Annotated in this window: 15 protein-coding genes; 3 read left to right on the forward strand and 12 right to left on the reverse strand. The window is 60.1% G+C overall.

The features are described 5' to 3' along the window. Positions 1 to 63: 63 nt before the first annotated feature. The 12 genes from TK06_RS12650 to mtnA all read right to left on the reverse strand — a co-directional run bounded on the left by TK06_RS12650 (position 64) and on the right by mtnA (position 15,010). Positions 64 to 1,113, reverse strand: a complete 1,050-nt coding sequence (locus TK06_RS12650; protein WP_063322353.1) for an LPS O-antigen chain length determinant protein WzzB — start codon at positions 1,111 to 1,113, stop codon at positions 64 to 66. A 179-nt stretch (positions 1,114 to 1,292) separates the two neighbouring features. Further along, the gene (locus TK06_RS12655) at positions 1,293 to 1,517 is read right to left on the reverse strand and encodes a lipopolysaccharide assembly protein LapA domain-containing protein (RefSeq protein WP_063322354.1); all 225 of its coding nucleotides are present in this window, start codon (positions 1,515 to 1,517) and stop codon (positions 1,293 to 1,295) included. A 26-nt stretch (positions 1,518 to 1,543) separates the two neighbouring features. Then, the gene (ihfB, locus tag TK06_RS12660; RefSeq protein WP_003199243.1) at positions 1,544 to 1,840 is read right to left on the reverse strand and encodes an integration host factor subunit beta; all 297 of its coding nucleotides are present in this window, start codon (positions 1,838 to 1,840) and stop codon (positions 1,544 to 1,546) included. A 136-nt stretch (positions 1,841 to 1,976) separates the two neighbouring features. Then, positions 1,977 to 2,255 (reverse strand): hypothetical protein, encoded by a 279-nt coding sequence (locus tag TK06_RS12665; RefSeq protein WP_063322355.1) that lies wholly within the window; start codon positions 2,253 to 2,255, stop codon positions 1,977 to 1,979. Positions 2,256 to 2,481: 226 nt separating this feature from the next. Further along, positions 2,482 to 4,176, reverse strand: a complete 1,695-nt coding sequence (rpsA, locus tag TK06_RS12670) for a 30S ribosomal protein S1 (RefSeq protein WP_014337228.1) — start codon at positions 4,174 to 4,176, stop codon at positions 2,482 to 2,484. A gap of 120 nt (positions 4,177 to 4,296) precedes the next feature. After that, the gene (gene cmk / locus TK06_RS12675; RefSeq protein ID WP_014337227.1) at positions 4,297 to 4,986 is read right to left on the reverse strand and encodes a (d)CMP kinase; all 690 of its coding nucleotides are present in this window, start codon (positions 4,984 to 4,986) and stop codon (positions 4,297 to 4,299) included. Further along, on the reverse strand, positions 4,983 to 7,190 hold the full coding sequence (locus tag TK06_RS12680) for a bifunctional prephenate dehydrogenase/3-phosphoshikimate 1-carboxyvinyltransferase (protein ID WP_063322356.1): 2,208 nt from the start codon (positions 7,188 to 7,190) through the stop codon (positions 4,983 to 4,985). Before TK06_RS12680 ends, cmk begins: the two co-directional genes overlap by 4 nt. Before the next feature lie 28 nt (positions 7,191 to 7,218). Next, positions 7,219 to 8,331, reverse strand: a complete 1,113-nt coding sequence (gene hisC, locus TK06_RS12685) for a histidinol-phosphate transaminase (RefSeq protein WP_063322357.1) — start codon at positions 8,329 to 8,331, stop codon at positions 7,219 to 7,221. 13 nt (positions 8,332 to 8,344) lie between these two features. Next, positions 8,345 to 9,439: a prephenate dehydratase gene (gene pheA / locus TK06_RS12690; RefSeq protein ID WP_003199233.1), complete on the reverse strand. Its 1,095-nt coding sequence runs from the start codon at positions 9,437 to 9,439 to the stop codon at positions 8,345 to 8,347. After that, positions 9,439 to 10,524 carry a 3-phosphoserine/phosphohydroxythreonine transaminase gene (gene serC, locus TK06_RS12695; RefSeq protein WP_003199231.1) on the reverse strand — a complete coding sequence of 362 codons (1,086 nt, stop codon included), beginning with the start codon at positions 10,522 to 10,524 and terminating at the stop codon, positions 9,439 to 9,441. Before serC ends, pheA begins: the two co-directional genes overlap by 1 nt. 304 nt (positions 10,525 to 10,828) lie before the next feature. Further along, positions 10,829 to 13,492, reverse strand: a complete 2,664-nt coding sequence (gene gyrA / locus TK06_RS12700) for a DNA gyrase subunit A (RefSeq protein WP_063322358.1) — start codon at positions 13,490 to 13,492, stop codon at positions 10,829 to 10,831. A 441-nt stretch (positions 13,493 to 13,933) separates the two neighbouring features. After that, the gene (gene mtnA, locus TK06_RS12705; protein ID WP_063322359.1) at positions 13,934 to 15,010 is read right to left on the reverse strand and encodes an S-methyl-5-thioribose-1-phosphate isomerase; all 1,077 of its coding nucleotides are present in this window, start codon (positions 15,008 to 15,010) and stop codon (positions 13,934 to 13,936) included. A gap of 106 nt (positions 15,011 to 15,116) precedes the next feature. Between mtnA and TK06_RS12710 the strand changes: the two genes are divergently transcribed. The 3 genes from TK06_RS12710 to mupP all read left to right on the forward strand — a co-directional run bounded on the left by TK06_RS12710 (position 15,117) and on the right by mupP (position 17,884). Further along, positions 15,117 to 16,448 (forward strand): TRZ/ATZ family hydrolase, encoded by a 1,332-nt coding sequence (locus tag TK06_RS12710; protein ID WP_063322360.1) that lies wholly within the window; start codon positions 15,117 to 15,119, stop codon positions 16,446 to 16,448. Positions 16,449 to 16,509: 61 nt separating this feature from the next. Continuing rightward, positions 16,510 to 17,208, forward strand: coding sequence for a bifunctional 2-polyprenyl-6-hydroxyphenol methylase/3-demethylubiquinol 3-O-methyltransferase UbiG (gene ubiG, locus TK06_RS12715; protein ID WP_063322361.1), 699 nt, complete (start codon positions 16,510 to 16,512; stop codon positions 17,206 to 17,208). A 4-nt stretch (positions 17,209 to 17,212) separates the two neighbouring features. Further along, positions 17,213 to 17,884 carry an N-acetylmuramic acid 6-phosphate phosphatase MupP gene (mupP, locus tag TK06_RS12720; RefSeq protein WP_063322362.1) on the forward strand — a complete coding sequence of 224 codons (672 nt, stop codon included), beginning with the start codon at positions 17,213 to 17,215 and terminating at the stop codon, positions 17,882 to 17,884. Positions 17,885 to 17,927 lie beyond the last annotated feature (43 nt).

The following is a 17,927-nucleotide window of genomic DNA, read 5'->3' on the forward strand; positions in this document are numbered from 1 at the left end:
CCGACCCGCACCGTCGCTGAGGAGGCGCTTACTCTATGTCCAGCCCCCCCTTTTGAACAACGCTTAAACCGGATTCCTGTCACTTCGACTGAACAAGATACGAAGCAACGCGACAGAACAGCCTAGCAAAACGCCACCTATCACACCTAAGAGCAGGATCATCATCTTCTTCGGCTTGATGGGGCTCTCCGGCAGCTCTACTGTGCCGTCTTGGCGGTAGACCGAGATGCTCTCAGGGTCGATGTTCAATTTACTATAAAAATAGTATCGCATTTGAAGCGATCGCAAATCAGGAATAAACGCATCGTCGGAAGAGCGGGCCTGCAGCGCTTCAACCTCCGCAGACAACGCTTTACTACCCCTTTGATAGTCCAGCTTGTTTCCTGTTTCGACCGTAATATCAACCGCAGCCGTAGAATTCACGCTGGGTGTCGTAAGACCAATTGCCTGGGCGATATTCAAGGCTTCACGTAGCTGCTGTACCCGATCCTCTCGAATGCGCTGGGCGTTTTCTCGCAAGCTGATAATCCGCTGTTCCAGATTCCGCGCCCTAACCGACGCTTCTGCCTTTACGTTCTTGATAAGCTCAGATTCGGCCGCTTCGCTGGCGAGCTTCACATAGGTTTTAGCCCACTCTGTGGCGCGAACGGGATCTTCGTTTTTCACCGCCACTAAATAAAGATCCGGAGCATCCTTACCTGGCCGCTTGATGACCAGTTCGCGAGAAAAACGCACGTAGACTTGATCGAGCGCCCCGTCTCGCTGCGATTCACTCAATGAGGGTAGATAAACTTCGTTGAAAAACTTCCGACGAAGTGATTCTGCTTGTAAGTTACGAGCAAAAACTTCGTAGACATAGCCTATGGAGTAAATGTCGAGCTCGCTACTTTTACCCCTGCCATAATTGAGTTCAGCAATGCCATTCTGAGTAGGGGGCATAATAAAAAGCTTGGCTTCATAAACAGGCTTACTGAGAAACGCATAAAGACCAGCGCCAGCAGTAATCAAAAGAGTGACGCCCAAAATTAACTTTTTCTGAGCCCACAGCCCCCGGACCAGCTCGATCAGATCAATTTCATCATCGCGACGCGCATCAATACGATCATTTTGCATGGGAAGCCTCGCTTGGCATTGCGTTCGTGTACACACCAAACGCATCAAAAGGCAAGACGGGCAAGGCCGTGTCGGATATAGCGGCAAACTGAGCTAGATTAAATACGAACAAAACGCACCCAAAGTCAGAAAAATTGCAGATAGTGATCCTTACCAAGACTTCCGGGCCACACATCCATTTATTTAAAGCGCCTACGCGCTCCTAAAAACCACGCAAGCGCCGGCCCGACTATCATACCAGCGAGAAGCGCCAGGATCACGAAAACCGAGACAGGAAGTTGCGGAGCTGACCAGCCCAGAAACAGTAGTGCCACTGGCTGGTTGTTTTCAAGCACGAACAGGACGATAGCTGAGGCCACGAGCAGCGCAAGTACGACAAGGGTCAAGCGTTTAAAGTTCCGCATGTGAACTCCTCTGTTTTGGGGCTCCGTCAGAGCTCATCCCCCTCCTCCTCATTCACACGATCCCTAAGCTCTTTGCCTGGTTTGAAATGAGGAACGAACTTTCCATCAAGGCTGACGGACTGGCCCGTTTTGGGGTTGCGCCCAACCCGCGGAGCGCGGTAGTGCAGGGAGAAGCTGCCGAAACCGCGGATCTCGATGCGATCCCCCGTAGCCAGGCACTGGGACATTTGTTCAAGCATGGTCTTGATGGCTAGCTCCACATCCTTGGATGAGAGTAGCCCTTGATGGGTGACAATTCGTTCGATCAACTCCGACTTCGTCATATTTTTCCCTTCTTTTTCAAGCAGCTAGGAAAATCGCTTGAAAAGGTTTTAGCATGACCGGAGGGATTTGAACAGCCCAAGTATTGACATTCTTCTTGACTCCCCTACCGCCTCTTTGTGCGCAAGCAGGGAGATGCTATCGACAGATGACCAGCATCGTACGAGTCAGATAGCCAGCCGGATTGAAACCAAAGGGGTACTGATCTTCATCCTTCGCGTCGTCGGATCGGGTAATCACCTTGTAGCCAGCCCCCTTACACTCTCTTGCGGCCCTCTTGTGGCACTTCTCCCAACCGGAACCCAATCCCGAGCAGTCGACCTCGATACCACTGACACCATGCACTGCGTGGGTCTTGGCGCTTGTAGAGCAAGCGGCCAGCACCAAGATACTCAACACCAGAAAGAGCTTGTTCATTCAGTTCCTTTAGACAGAGGTCCGGATCGATCATTTATACAAGTCGGAGCCACGCCCTGAATAGATTATTGATCCGCTTCATAAAAGAGACAGCTGGGTTGATGGGTTGGTTTCGCAGCGTCCCGAATGAACTCTGCCATCGGCAGCAGCTTGCAGAGAATCTTGACATTTCGCAGGCACAAAAAAGGGCGACCGAAGTCGCCCTTTTTCTATGGTCTGACAGAACTTAGTTCTGTTTTTCCATTTGTGCACGCAACAGGTCGCCCAGAGTGGTAGGACCAGCAGCAATGTCAGAGGTAGCTGGCTTGTCGCGCAGGCTCTGGATTGCTTCTTTCTCTTCAGCATCGTCTTTCGACTTGATGGAGAGCTGGATTACGCGGCTCTTGCGGTCAACGCTGATGATCTTGGCTTCTACTTCTTCGCCTTCTTTCAGAACGTTGCGCGCGTCTTCAACGCGGTCACGGCTGATTTCGGAGGCTTTCAGAGTCGCTTCGATATCGTCGGCCAGAGTGATGATGGCGCCTTTGGCGTCAACTTCTTTCACGATGCCCTTAACGATTGCGCCTTTGTCGTTCTCTTGAACGTACTCGGAGAACGGATCGCTTTCCAGTTGCTTGATGCCCAGGGAGATGCGCTCGCGCTCTGGGTCAACCGACAGGATAACGGTGTCCAGCTCGTCGCCCTTCTTGAAACGACGCACGGCTTCTTCGCCCACTTCGTTCCAGGAGATGTCGGACAGGTGAACCAGGCCGTCGATGCCGCCGTCCAGACCAATGAAGATACCGAAATCGGTGATCGACTTGATGGTGCCGGAGATTTTATCGCCCTTGTTGAACTGGCCAGAGAAGTCTTCCCATGGGTTGGACTTGCACTGCTTGATGCCGAGGGAGATACGACGACGCTCTTCGTCGATGTCCAGAACCATGACTTCCACTTCGTCGCCGACTTGTACGACTTTCGAAGGGTGGATGTTCTTGTTGGTCCAGTCCATTTCGGAAACGTGTACCAGGCCTTCAACGCCTTCTTCCAGCTCAGCGAAGCAGCCGTAGTCGGTCAGGTTGGTAACACGAGCGGTGACGCGGGTGCTTTCTGGGTAACGGGCTTTGATAGCGACCCATGGATCTTCACCCAGTTGCTTGAGGCCCAGGGAAACACGATTGCGCTCGCGATCGTACTTCAGAACCTTGACATCGATCTCGTCGCCAACGTTGACGATTTCCGAAGGATGCTTGATACGCTTCCAGGCCATGTCGGTGATGTGCAGCAGGCCATCGACGCCACCCAGATCGACGAATGCGCCGTAATCGGTGAGGTTCTTGACAATACCCTTGACCTGCTGGCCTTCCTGCAGCGATTCCAGCAGAGCTTCACGCTCGGCGGAGTTCTCGGCTTCCAGGACACTGCGACGGGAAACGACAACGTTGTTGCGCTTCTGGTCCAGCTTGATGACCTTGAATTCCAGCTCTTTGCCTTCCAGGTGCGTGGTATCGCGCACTGGACGGACGTCAACCAGGGAACCTGGCAGGAACGCACGGATGCCGTTAACGTCGACAGTGAAGCCGCCTTTAACCTTACCGTTGATAACGCCCTTGACCACTTCCTCAGCTGCGAAAGCCGCTTCCAGAACGATCCAGCATTCAGCGCGCTTGGCTTTTTCACGGGACAGCTTGGTTTCACCAAAGCCATCTTCAACCGAGTCCAGCGCAACGTGAACTTCGTCACCGACGTTGATGTTCAGTTCGCCAGCGTCGTTGTAGAACTGCTCAAGCGGGATGAGTGCTTCAGACTTCAGACCAGCGTGAACGGTTACCCAGCGAGCTTGGTAATCGATATCAACGATAACACCGGTGATGATGGAGCCTGCCTGAAGGTTCAGGGTTTTCAGGCTTTCTTCAAAGAGTTCCGCAAAGCTTTCGCTCATTTTAATTCCTGTTGATTAGGGCGAAGAATACGCCCGCCTCCACATCCCAGACGATGTGGGTTAGTTTCATATAAAAGAAGCATCGCAGGACTATGACTGGTCCCCTGCGAAGCTTCCTGGTCACCCGGCGATATCGCGAATGGCGATCTCGCTCATGATGCGTTGCAGCACCTGATCGATGGACAACTCCGTGGAATCCAGCTGTATCGCGTCGGCCGCCGGCTTGAGCGGGGCTACTGCGCGCTGGGTGTCACGCTCATCGCGTGCACGGATCTCATCTAGCAGACTCGACAGACTAACATCCTCGCCTTTGCCCTTCAACTGCAAATATCGACGACGCGCCCTCTCCTCCGCACTGGCGGTGAGGAAAATCTTCAGCGGCGCGTCAGGAAAGACCACCGTACCCATGTCGCGACCATCGGCCACCAGCCCCGGCGGCTCCTGGAAGGCACGCTGGCGTTGCAGCAAGGCTTCGCGTACCGCTGGCAGCGCGGCGACCTGGGAGGCCCCGGCACCCACGCTTTCGGTACGAATGACGTCGCTGACTTCGTCACCTTCCAGAATGATGCGCTGGAGCTGACCGTCGGTCGCGGCAATGAATTGCACGTCCAGATGAGCCGCCAGCGCCTTGAGCAACTCTTCGTTGGTCAGGTCGACGCCATGGTTGGCGGCAGCGAACGCCAATAGACGATACAAGGCACCCGAATCGAGCAGGTTCCAGCCCAACTGCCTGGCCAGGATCCCGGCGACGGTGCCCTTGCCCGAACCGCTTGGGCCATCGATGGTGATGACCGGTGCCTTGATGTTCACGACTGCGCCTCTTGTGCTACTCGGATACCGACCTGGGCGCACAGCGCCAGGAAGTTCGGGAACGACGTCGCGACGTTGGCGCAGTCATGGATGCGAATCGGCGCGCTGGCGCGCAAAGACGCAACACTGAAGGCCATGGCGATGCGGTGGTCACCGTGACCATGGACTTCGCCGCCGCCGATCTGGCCGCCGTCGATGATGATGCCGTCCGGCGTTGGCTGGCACTTGACGCCCAGTGCGAGCAAGCCATCAGCCATCACCTGGATGCGATCCGACTCCTTGACCCGCAGCTCTTCGGCGCCCGTCAATACGGTGCGCCCTTCTGCACAGGCAGCCGCCACGAACAGCACCGGGAACTCGTCGATGGCCAGCGGAACCAGCGCCTCCGGAATCTCGATACCCTTGAGTTTAGCTGCTCGTACGCGCAGGTCCGCCACCGGCTCGCCGCCGACTTCACGCTGGTTTTCCAGGGTGATGTCAGCGCCCATCAGGCGCAGGATGTCAATAACGCCGGTGCGGGTCGGGTTGATGCCGACATGCTCGAGCACCAGGTCGGAGCCTTCGGCGATCGAGGCGGCCACCAGGAAGAATGCCGACGAGGAGATGTCACCCGGCACTTCGATGTGGGTCGCGGTCAGCTTATTACCAGACTCGACGGACGCCGTGGCGCCATCGACCGTGACCGGGTAGCCGAAGCCGCGCAGCATGCGCTCGGTATGGTCGCGGGTCGGGGCCGGTTCGGTGACGGTGGTCTTGCCTTCGGCGTAGAGACCGGCCAGCAGCAGGCAGGATTTTACCTGCGCGCTGGCCATCGGCATGGTGTAGGTCAGGCCCTTGAGCTTGTTGCCACCACGAATGATCATCGGCGGACGACCGTCGGCGGCCGTCTCGATGACCGCGCCCATTTCCCGCAACGGATTGGCAACGCGATTCATCGGGCGCTTGGACAGCGAGGCGTCACCGGTCAGGGTGCTGTCGAAGTCTTGCGCGGCCAGCAGGCCGGACAACAGGCGCATCGAGGTCCCGGAGTTACCCAGGTAGATGGGCCCCGGAGCAGGCTTGAGGCCGTGCAGGCCGACACCATGGATGGTCACACGACCGTGGTGCGGACCTTCGATGACCACCCCCATGTCGCGAAACGCTTGCAGCGTCGCCAAGGCGTCTTCGCCCTCGAGGAAACCTTCCACTTCGGTCACACCTTCGGCCAGGGAGCCGAGCATGATCGAACGGTGGGAAATCGATTTATCGCCCGGTACACGAATACGCCCGCTCAGGGAGCCACCAGGTTGTGCCAGGAAAATCAGATCGTTGGAGTTCATAGCGTCCACATAGGCCCGACGGGCCAGGATTTTACTGAAATGCTCGCGGGCCACCCTGGCGCGTGTGAAAACGCCCAGCAATTGGTGCCCGTCCCCTGCATCGACCGCGTCGCGCAAGGCGTCGAGGTCACTGCGAAATGTATCGAGTGTGCGCAAGACAGCTTCGCGGTTGGCGAGGAAGATGTCGTGCCACATGACCGGGTCGCTTCCAGCGATTCTCGTGAAATCGCGGAAACCGCCGGCAGCGTAACGGAAGATCTCAAGATTTTCATTGCGTTTGGCCAACGAATCCACCAGGCCGAACGCCAACAGGTGCGGCAAGTGGCTGGTGGCCGCCAACACTTCATCGTGACGCTCGACCTGCATGTGCTCGACATCGGCGCCCAGTTCGCGCCACAAACGGTCCACCACCGCCAGCGCGGCTGGATCCGTCTGGTCCAGCGGCGTGAGGATCACTTTGTGGCGACGAAACAGTTCGGCGTTGGAGGCTTCCACCCCGCTCTGCTCGGAACCGGCAATAGGATGGCCGGGCACGAAGCGCGCCGGCATCCCGCCGAAGGCCTCGGTGGCCGCACGCACGACGTTGCCCTTGGCGCTGCCGACGTCGGTCAGGATCGCTTGCCCCAGGTTCATGGTCGCCAGACGCGCCAGCAGTTTTTCCATGGCCAGGATCGGCACCGCCAATTGGATCACGTCCGCGCCCTGACAAGCGATCGCCAGGTCATCCTCGCAGCGATCGACCACCCCCAGCTCCACGGCCAGCTTGCGCGACTGCGGATCCAGATCGACACCGACCACCTCGCGGCACAGACCGCTTTCACGCAAGCCCTTGGCAAACGAACCGCCAATCAACCCCAGGCCGACCACCACCAGGCGACCGATCATAGGGGCAGCAGGTTGCAGCGAAGTGACATCAACCACGAGCCAAAACCTTGCTCAACGCCTCAAGGAAACGGTTATTTTCCGCTGGCAGGCCTATGGTGACGCGCAGGTGGTTCGGCATGCCGTAGTTAACCACCGGACGCACGATCACGCCTTCGCGCAGCAGCCCCTGGTACACCGGCGCAGCGACACGCCCCAGGTCGACGCAGATGAAATTGCCTTTGGATGGAATCCAGCTCAAGCCCAGCTCACGGAACCCCGCTTCCAACTGCTGCATGCCGGCCGCGTTCAGGCGACGGCTTTCGGCCAGGTAGGCCTCATCCTGCAAGGCGGCACAGGCGGCTGCCAGGGCGAAGCTGTTGACGTTGAATGGCTGGCGCACGCGGTTAAGCACATCAGCCACCACGGCGGTGGACAAGCCATAGCCAACCCGCAGCGAGGCCAGGCCGTAGGCTTTCGAGAACGTGCGCGAAACCAGCAGATTCGGGTAGGCCGCGAGGAAATCCAGGCCATCGGGCAAATCGCTGCCTTCGGCGTATTCGATGTAGGCCTCGTCCAACACCACGAGCACGTGCGCGGGCACGTCTTGCAGGAAGTCGTCCAAGGCCTGGGCGTCGAACCAGGTGCCGGTCGGGTTATTCGGGTTGGCAATGAAGACCACCCGCGTGTTGGCATCGATGGCGGCCAGCATGGCCGGCAGATCGTGCCCCCAGTCCTTGGCCGGAACCACGTGGGCATCCGCGCCCACGGCCTGGGTCGCGATCGGGTAGACCGCAAACGCGTGCTCGCTGAACACGGCGTTGAGACCCGGCGCCAGGTACGCACGCGCCACCAGCTCAAGAATGTCGTTGGAGCCATTGCCCAGCGTCACCTGGTTCAGCTCGACGCCACAGCGCTCGGCCAGCAAGCTTTTCAACGCAAACCCATTGCCATCGGGGTAACGGGTCAGCTCGGCCAGTTCGTCGCGGATCGCCGCCAGTGCCTTGGGGCTCGCGCCCAACGGATTTTCGTTGCTCGCCAACTTGACGATGCTGGCCGGATCCAGGTCCAGCTCGCGGGCCAGTTCGTCGACGGGCTTGCCCGGAACGTAAGGCGAGAGTTGTTGCACGCCTGGCTGAGCCAGAGCGAGGAAGTTGCCACTCATTTGCTATCCGCCCTTAAAGAACTGCCTTGGGGTAGGAACCCAGCACCTTGAGTGCCACTGCTTCCTGACTGATTTTCTCCAGCACACCTTTTACCAGCGGATCGCGGTGGTGGCCGACGAAATCGATGAAGAACACGTAGGTCCATTTACCACTGCGCGACGGACGGGTCTCGATCCGCGTCAGGTCGATACCGTTGTCGTGGAACGGCACCAGCAGTTCATGGAGCGCGCCGGGCTTGTTGCTCATGGAGACGATGATCGACGTCTTGTCGTCGCCGGTCGGCGGTACTTCCTGGCTGCCGATCATCAGGAACCGCGTGGAGTTGTCCGGGCGATCCTCGATTTTCTCGGCCAGGCGCGTCAGCCCGTAGAGGCCGGCCGCCATATCACCAGCGATCGCCGCCGAGTTCCACTCACCCTTGACCCGCTTGGCCGCTTCGGCGTTGCTCGATACCGCTACGCGCTCGACGTTCGGGTAATGGGCGTCCAGCCACTTGCGGCACTGGGCCAACGATTGGGCGTGGGAATAGATCCGGCTGATGCTGTCGGTCTTGGTGTTCTCGCCGACCAACAGGTGATGGTGGATACGCAGCTCGACTTCGCCGCAGATCACCATGTCATGCTCGAGGAAGCTGTCCAGCGTGTGGTTGACCGCGCCTTCGGTAGAGTTTTCCACCGGCACCACGCCAAAATTCACCGCGCCGGCCGCCACTTCACGGAAGACTTCGTCGATGGCCGCCATTGGCTTGCTGATCACGGCGTGACCAAAGTGCTTCATGGCGGCGGCCTGGGTGAAGGTCCCTTCCGGCCCCAGGTAGGCGACTTTCAGCGGCTGCTCGAGCGCCAGGCACGAGGACATGATTTCGCGGAACAACCGCGCCATCTCTTCGTTGCCCAACGGCCCCTTGTTGCGCTCCATGACACGCTTGAGCACCTGGGCTTCACGCTCAGGACGATAGAACACCGGCACTTCGCCTTCGGCCAGGGAGGCCATCTTCACCCGGGCGACTTCCTGGGCGCAGCGCGCACGCTCGCTGATCAGCTCCAGGACCTTTTCGTCCAGGGCATCGATGCGCAGGCGCAGCGCCTTGAGTTCTTGCTCAGACATCAGCCATGTTCCTTCTCGAACTCTGCCATGTAGGCGATCAACGCATTGACGGCGTTGATGTCGACGGCGTTGTAGATGGAGGCACGCATGCCACCGACCGAACGGTGGCCCTTGAGGTTCAGCAGTCCACGCTCGTCGGCACCGGCCAGGAACGGCTTGTCCAGACGGTCGTCGGCCAGGCGGAATGGCACGTTCATCCACGAACGATCAGTCTTGTTGATCGGGTTGCTGTAGAGGCCGCTGGCGTCGATGAAGTCATACAGCGTGCGCTGCTTGACTTCATTGAGCTTGCCGATGGCCTCGACACCGCCCTGCTCCTTCAGCCATTCGAATACCAGGCCAGAGAGGTACCAGGCCAGGGTCGGCGGAGTGTTGTACATCGAGCCGTTGTCGGCCGCGACCTTGTAGTTGAGCATGGTCGGGCACAGGGAACGGGCACGCCCCAGCAGGTCTTCACGAATGATGCTGACCAGGATGCCGCTAGGGCCGATGTTTTTCTGGGCGCCGGCGTAGATCATGCCGAAACGGGAGATATCCACAGGGCGCGAGAGAATGTCCGAGGACATGTCGGCCACCAATGGCACGTCGCCGGTTTCCGGGATCCAGTTGAATTCCAGGCCACCGATGGTTTCGTTCGGCGCGTAGTGAACGTAGGCCGCGTCCTTGGACAGGTTCCATTCGTTCTGGCCGGGAATCGCGAAATAGTCGTAGGGCTTGGCGGTGGCAGCCACGTTGACGTGACCGTAGCGCGAAGCTTCTTCGATGGCTTTCTGCGACCAGATACCGGTGTCGATGTAGTCGGCCTTGCCACTTTCCGGCAGCAGGTTCAACGGGATCTGGGCGAACTGCTGGCTGGCGCCGCCCTGCAGGAACAACACCTTGTAGTTGGACGGGATGTTCAGCAGATCACGCAGGTCCTGCTCGGCCTTGGTGGCAATGGATACGAACTCATCGCTGCGATGGCTCATTTCCATGACCGACAGGCCCTTGCCGTGCCAGTCGAGAAGTTCACCCTGGGCACGCTTCAGGACCGCTTCAGGCAACGCCGCCGGGCCGGCACAGAAGTTATAGGCTCTCTTGCTCACATCCAATCTCGCTCTGATCTGGTGGTCACTTAAATCTTCATTCACCCATCACCCGATGGTAGCTACCGCTCATGTAAGGATTGCCCTGAACCTGTGGCGAGGGAGCTTGCTCCCGCTGGGCTGCGCAGCAGACCCATTCTATGGGCGCTTCGCACCCAAGCGGGAGCAAGCTCCCTCGCCACAATGAATCAAACAAACCTTAAGTGAGCAGCATCAGCCCCACAGGAGAATGTGCAGTGTCGCAAATTTTTAAACGGGACAAACAACAAGGGGGCGAATCTTCATCCGCCCCCCGCGTGTCCGCTTAGTCCTGCGGTTCTTCTTCGTCTGCGGCAGCGTCGAGCGGTTGGTCACCGGTCATGTCGTCGACATCGGCACCCAGGGTGCCGTCGAACGCCACGCCTTCCTCGCCTTCCAGCTCCTCGCCTTCGACTTCCGATGGCTCCTGCACCCGCTCAAGCCCTACCAGCGTTTCGTCGCTGGCCAGCTTGATCAGCGTCACGCCCTGGGTGTTACGACCCAGGCTCGAGACTTCGGCGACCCGCGTACGCACCAAGGTACCCTGGTCGGAGATCAACATGATCTCCTCGCCATCGAGCACCTGGACAGCGCCAACCAGACGACCGTTACGCTCGTTGCTGACCATGGCGATCACGCCCTGGCCGCCACGCTTGTACTCAGGGAACTCGCTGATGGCCGTGCGCTTGCCATAACCACGCGCCGAAGCGGTGAGGATCTGGCTGCCCTCTTCTGGGATCAGCATGGAAATCAGCTTCTGGCCTTCCGGCAGGCGCATGCCGCGCACACCGCGGGCGGTACGGCCCATGGCGCGAACGTCGGATTCCTTGAAGCGAGTGACCTTGCCGCCGTCGGAGAACAGCATGACTTCACGCTCGCCGTCGGTGATGGCGGCGGAAATCAGCACGTCGCCTTCGTCCAGCTCCAGGGCAATCAGGCCGACGCTACGCTGGCGACTGAAGGATTCCAGCGGGGTCTTCTTCACGGTGCCGTTGGCGGTCGCCATGAAGATGTAGTGGCCTTCGGTGTATTCCTCCACCGGCAGCATGGTGGTGATGTATTCACCGTCGTCCAGCGGCAGCAGGTTGACCAGCGGACGACCACGGGCTGCGCGGGACGCTTCGGGGATTTCGTAGGTCTTGAGCCAGTACACCTTGCCCTTGCTGGAGAACAGCAACAGCGTGGTGTGGCTGTTGGCAACCAGCAGGTGAGCGATGTAGTCCTCGTCCTTGACGCCTGTAGCCGACTTGCCTTTGCCGCCGCGACGCTGGGCCTGGTAGGCGGCCAGCGGCTGGGTCTTGGCGTAGCCGCCGTGGGAAATGGTCACCACGCGCTCTTCTTCCGGGATCATGTCGCCCAGGGTCAGGTCGAGGCGCGCATCGAGAATCTCGGTGCGACGCACGTCGCCGTACTCGGCGCGGATCACTTCCAGCTCTTCGCGGATCACTTCCATCAGGCGCGTGGCGCTGTTGAGGATGCGGATCAGCTCGCCGATCTGGTTGAGGATCTCCTGGTACTCGGCCAGCAGCTTCTCGTGTTCCAGGCCGGTCAGGCGGTGCAGGCGCAGTTCCAGGATGGCTTGCGCCTGTTCCGGGGACAGGAAGTACTTGCCTTCGCGCAGGCCGTATTGCGGGTCGAGGTTCTCCGGACGGCACGAATCGGCACCGGCACGCTCCACCATCGCCACCACCGCGCTGGACTCCCAAGGCGTGCTGATCAGCGCTTCCTTGGCTTCCGACGGCGTTGGCGAGGCCTTGATCAGGGCGATCACCGGGTCGATGTTCGACAGGGCAACGGCCTGGCCTTCAAGAATGTGGCCACGCTCGCGAGCCTTGCGCAGTTCGAACACGGTGCGGCGGGTAACCACTTCGCGACGGTGACGTACGAAAGCTTCCAGCAGGTCCTTGAGGTTCAGGATCCGCGGACGGCCGTCGATCAGCGCAACGATGTTGATGCCGAACACACTTTGCAGTTGGGTCTGGGCGTAGAGGTTGTTGAGGATCACCTCAGGCACTTCACCACGACGCAACTCGATCACGACGCGCATGCCGTCCTTGTCGGACTCGTCACGCAGCTCGGTGATGCCTTCGAGCTTCTTCTCTTTCACCAGCTCGGCGATCTTCTCGATCAGGCGAGCCTTGTTCAATTGGTACGGCAGCTCGGTGATGACGATCTGCTGGCGGCCGCCAACCTTGTCGATGTCTTCGACGGTGGAACGGGCGCGCATGTAAATACGGCCACGGCCGGTGCGGTAGGCTTCGATGATGCCGGCGCGACCATTGATGATCGCGGCGGTCGGGAAGTCCGGACCCGGAATGTATTGCATCAGCTCATCGACAGTCAGCTCGGGATTGTCGATGAGGGCCAGGCAACCGTCGATGACTTCACCGAGGTTGTGCGGCGGGATGTTGGTCGCCATGCCCACGGCGATACCGCTGGAGCCGTTGACGAGCAGGTTCGGGATACGGGTCGGCATGACCGCCGGGATCATTTCGGTGCCGTCGTAGTTCGGCACCCAGTCCACGGTTTCCTTGTGCAGGTCGGCCAGCAGTTCGTGGGCCAGCTTGGTCATGCGCACTTCGGTGTATCGCATGGCCGCGGCGTTGTCGCCGTCCACGGAACCGAAGTTGCCCTGGCCGTCTACCAGCAGGTAGCGCAAGGAGAATGGCTGCGCCATACGAACGATGGTGTCGTACACGGCAGTGTCGCCGTGGGGGTGATACTTACCGATCACGTCGCCGACGACACGGGCAGATTTCTTGTACGGCTTGTTGAAGTCGTTGCCCAGTTCGCTCATCGCGAACAGCACGCGCCGGTGCACGGGCTTCAAGCCATCGCGCGCATCCGGCAGCGCCCGCCCGACGATTACGCTCATTGCGTAGTCGAGGTAGGACTGTTTCAGCTCGTCTTCGATATTGACCGGGAGGATTTCTTTGGCCAGTTCGCCCATGAGAAGCCTGATTCCTTTTTCTGGTGAAACCTCGTCACATCCAGATGGGACGAACGAAGCTCGCCGCTGCAGAACAAGTGCCGTGCAGCGACTTACGACAAATCAACGAGTTATGCCATGGATCTGCGCAGTAAAGGCCACCTCGCGAGGCAGCCTTGGAAACCGCCGGATGTTATCACAAGAGCCGCCACGCACCTATCCCCCAGATGCGCATGGTGCGTAGTTAGTTGACCGGTGACAGGCTGATATGGGACCAGAGGGGCTTAGAAGCGCTGCGGATGGAGAATCAGGGCGAAAATGCAAGGCATTTGTTGCCTTTGAGGACCTTATCGCGAGCAAGCTCGCTCACAAGGACTCTTAATGTCCGAAATTTCAGACATGCCCTGTCCACTGTGGGAGCGAGCTTGCCCGCGATGGCGGCAGATCACCCTCTGGAAATCTTCAGTGCAACCGCTTGCGGCACATCAACTGCGCCAGCTTGGCGGTGTCCGGACGCTCGATGATGCCCTTCTCCGTGACGATGACGTCGATCAAATCCGCCGGGGTGATATCGAACGTCGGGTTGAAGGCTTCCACCTCCCCACCCAGCCTCTTGCCGCCGATTTCCAGCAGTTCACGCCCATCGCGCTCCTCGACCGGAACGTCATCACCGCAGGCCAGGCTCATGTCGATGGTCGAACTCGGCGCCACCACCATGAAACGCACGCCATGGTGCATGGCACAGACCGCCAGTTGATAGGTACCGATCTTGTTCGCCACATCGCCATTGGCGGTGATGCAGTCGGCACCGACAATCACCCAGGTCACACCTTTCGTCTTCATGATATGGGCAGCGGCGGAATCGGCGTTGAGGGTCACCGGGATGCTCTCTCGGGCCAGCTCCCACGCCGTCAGGCGCGAGCCTTGCAGCGATGGACGGGTTTCGTCGGCATAGACGCGCTCCACCATGCCTTCGATATACGCGCCACGGATGACACCCAAGGCCGTGCCGAAGCCACCGCTCGCCAGGGCGCCGGTGTTGCCGTGGGTGAGGATGGCCTGGGCGTTGCCCTGGTGCTTGCGGATCAGGTCGACACCGAGCTGGGTCATGGTCAGGTTGGCTTCGCGGTCACTTTCGTGGATCGCGATGGCTTCAGCCTCAAGTACCGCCAGCGGCTCGGCGTGCTCTTTCAAGCGCCCCAACCGGTCGCGCATCCGATCCAGCGCCCAGAAGAGGTTCGCCGCTGTCGGCCGGGCCTCGGCCAGCAAGGCAAAATCAGCCTCCAGGGCCGATTGCCAGTCACCGCCCTCGGCCACCCTGGTCCGCGCCGCCAGCACGACACCATAAGCCGCGCTGATGCCGATGGCCTGCGCTCCGCGCACCACCAGCGAGCCAATGGCCTCGGCCACATCGGCGGCACAGGTGCAGGCGATCCAGTTTTCCTCGGACGGCAAGACACGCAGGTCCAACAGGTACAGGACGCCATCACGCCAATCGATGGCCTTCACCTTCTCCGCAGCCAATAGTCGATCGCGCATCCTTCACCCCGTACTCATGAACAAAAGCCGCCGATTATAGCGATCCCTCCGCGAAGACGCTCGGGTATACTTCGCCATCCTTTATACCCCATGGAACCGTTCCACGATGCCCAAGCCTGCCGTTGCGCTCGACTTATTATTGCTGCCGACCTGGTTGGTGCCTGTCGAACCCGCCGGTGTAGTGCTCAAGGATCATGGCCTGGGCATTCGCGACGGCTGCATCGCGTTCATCGGTCCACGGGCAGAAGCCCTCCGGTGTGACGCCGCCCAGGTCCGTGAGCTGCCCGGCATGCTGCTCAGCCCCGGCCTGATCAATGCCCATGGCCACGCAGCCATGACCCTGTTCCGCGGCCTGGCCGACGACCTGCCTTTGATGACCTGGCTCGAACAGCACATCTGGCCGGCGGAAGCCAAATGGGTCGATGAGCATTTCGTACGCGACGGCACCGACCTGGCCATCGCCGAACAGATCAGGGGCGGCATCACCTGCTTCTCCGACATGTATTTCTACCCCAAGATCGCCAGCGAGTGTGTCCACGACAGCGGTATTCGTGCGCAAATCGCGATTCCAATCCTCGATTTCCCGATCCCCGGTGCCGCCAGCGCCGACGAAGCCATTCGTCAGGGCATCGAATTGTTTGGCGACCTCAAGCACCACCCACGGATCAAAGTCGCATTCGGCCCGCACGCCCCCTATACCGTGGGCGACGAGAACCTGGAGAAAATCCGCGTGATCGCCGAGGAACTGGACGCGGCCATTCATATGCATGTTCACGAAACCGCCTTCGAAGTGCAGCAGGCTGTGGATAACACCGCGGAGCGACCGCTGGCGCGCCTGGGACGACTTGGCCTGCTGGGGCCACGCTTTCAGGCCGTGCACATGACTCAAATCAGCGACGAAGACCAGGCCTTGCTGGTAGAAAGCAACTGCAGCGTGATCCACTGCCCGGAATCGAACCTGAAGCTGGCCAGCGGTTTCTGCCCAGTGGAGCGCCTGTGGCAGGCCGGCGTCAATGTGGCGCTCGGCACCGACGGTGCGGCGAGCAACAACGACCTGGATCTGCTGGGCGAAACCCGCACCGCGGCCCTGCTGGCCAAGGCCGTCGCCGGCTCGGCCACGGCCCTGGATGCCCACCGGGCGCTGCGCATGGCCACGCTCAATGGCGCCCGGGCGCTGGGCATCGAGGCGATTGTCGGCTCGCTGGAAGTGGGCAAGGCCGCCGACCTGGTGGCCTTCGATCTGTCGGGCCTGGCCCAGCAGCCGATCTACGACCCGGTGTCGCAGTTGATCTATGCCACCGGTCGCGATTGCGTAAAACACCTGTGGGTGGGCGGCAAGCCGTTATTGGAGGATGGCCGACTGACCCGCATGGACGAATCAAGACTGATCGCCACGGCCCAGGCCTGGGGTCGCCGCATCAGCGGCCACAACGAATAACCACGCCCCTTGAGCCACGGCTCGGGGCACCTGATTTTTCAAGCTTTTCGAGGATCTGCACATGAGCAACGTCGACCACGCCGAAATCGCCAAATTCGAAGCCCTGGCCCATCGCTGGTGGGACCGTGAAAGTGAATTCAAACCGCTGCACGACATCAATCCGCTGCGGGTCAACTGGATTGACGAACGGGTCAACCTGGCTGGCAAGAAGGTGCTCGACGTCGGTTGTGGCGGCGGCATCCTCAGCGAAGCCATGGCCCAGCGCGGGGCGACGGTGATGGGCATCGACATGGGCGAAGCGCCACTGGCCGTGGCGCAACTGCATCAGCTGGAGTCGGGTGTCAGCGTGGAATACCGGCAGATCACCGCCGAAGCCCTGGCCGAAGAAATGCCCGGCCAATTCGACGTGGTCACCTGCCTGGAAATGCTCGAGCACGTGCCGGATCCGTCGTCGGTCATCCGCGCCTGCTTCCGTATGGTCAAGCCCGGCGGCCAGGTGTTCTTCTCCACCATCAACCGCAACCCGAAGGCCTACCTGTTCGCCATCATCGGCGCCGAATACATCATGAAGCTGCTGCCGCGCGGCACTCACGACTTCAAGAAATTCATCCGCCCTTCCGAACTGGGCGCCTGGAGCCGCGCGGCCGGGCTGACCGTCAAGGACATCATCGGCCTGACCTACAATCCGCTGACCAAGCACTACAAGCTGGCCGCCGACGTTGACGTCAACTACATGATCCAGACCCTGCGCGAGGAGTAAGTCGATGCGTCTCAAAGCGGTTCTCTTCGACATGGACGGCACGCTGCTCGACACCGCGCCGGACTTCATCGCCATCTGCCAGGCCATGCGCGCTGACCGTGGCTTGCCACCGATGAACACGCAGCACATTCGCGACGAGATTTCCGGCGGTGCCCGGGCGATGGTCGCGGTGACCTTTTCCATGGACCCTGAATCACCGGGGTTCGAGGAACTGCGCCAGGAGTTCCTCGACCGCTACCTCAAGGGATGCGCGGTCCACAGTCATTTGTTCGACGGCATGGCCGAGGTGCTGGCCGATATCGAAGCGGCCAACCTGATCTGGGGCGTGGTCACCAACAAGCCGGTGCGTTTCGCCGAGCCGATCATGCAGCAACTGGGCCTGGCCGAGCGCTCGAAAGTGCTGATCTGCCCTGATCACGTGAAGAACAGCAAGCCAGACCCGGAACCGCTGACCCTGGCCTGCAAGATGCTCGACCTGGATCCGGCCAGCGTGCTGTTCGTGGGCGATGACCTGCGGGACATCGAGTCCGGACGCAGCGCCGGTACCAAGACCTGCGCGGTGACCTACGGCTACATCCACCCGGACGACAACCCGAAGCACTGGGGCGCGGACGTCGTGATCGACCACCCCTCGGCGCTGCGTGAAGTGCTGGATAACGCGTTGTGCAGTTGCTGAACTGAGCCGTTGTGGCGAGGGAGCTTGCTCCCGCTGGAGCGCG

Origin of the sequence: Pseudomonas fluorescens, from assembly GCF_001623525.1 — a bacterium.
Lineage (GTDB): Bacteria > Pseudomonadota > Gammaproteobacteria > Pseudomonadales > Pseudomonadaceae > Aquipseudomonas > Aquipseudomonas fluorescens_Q.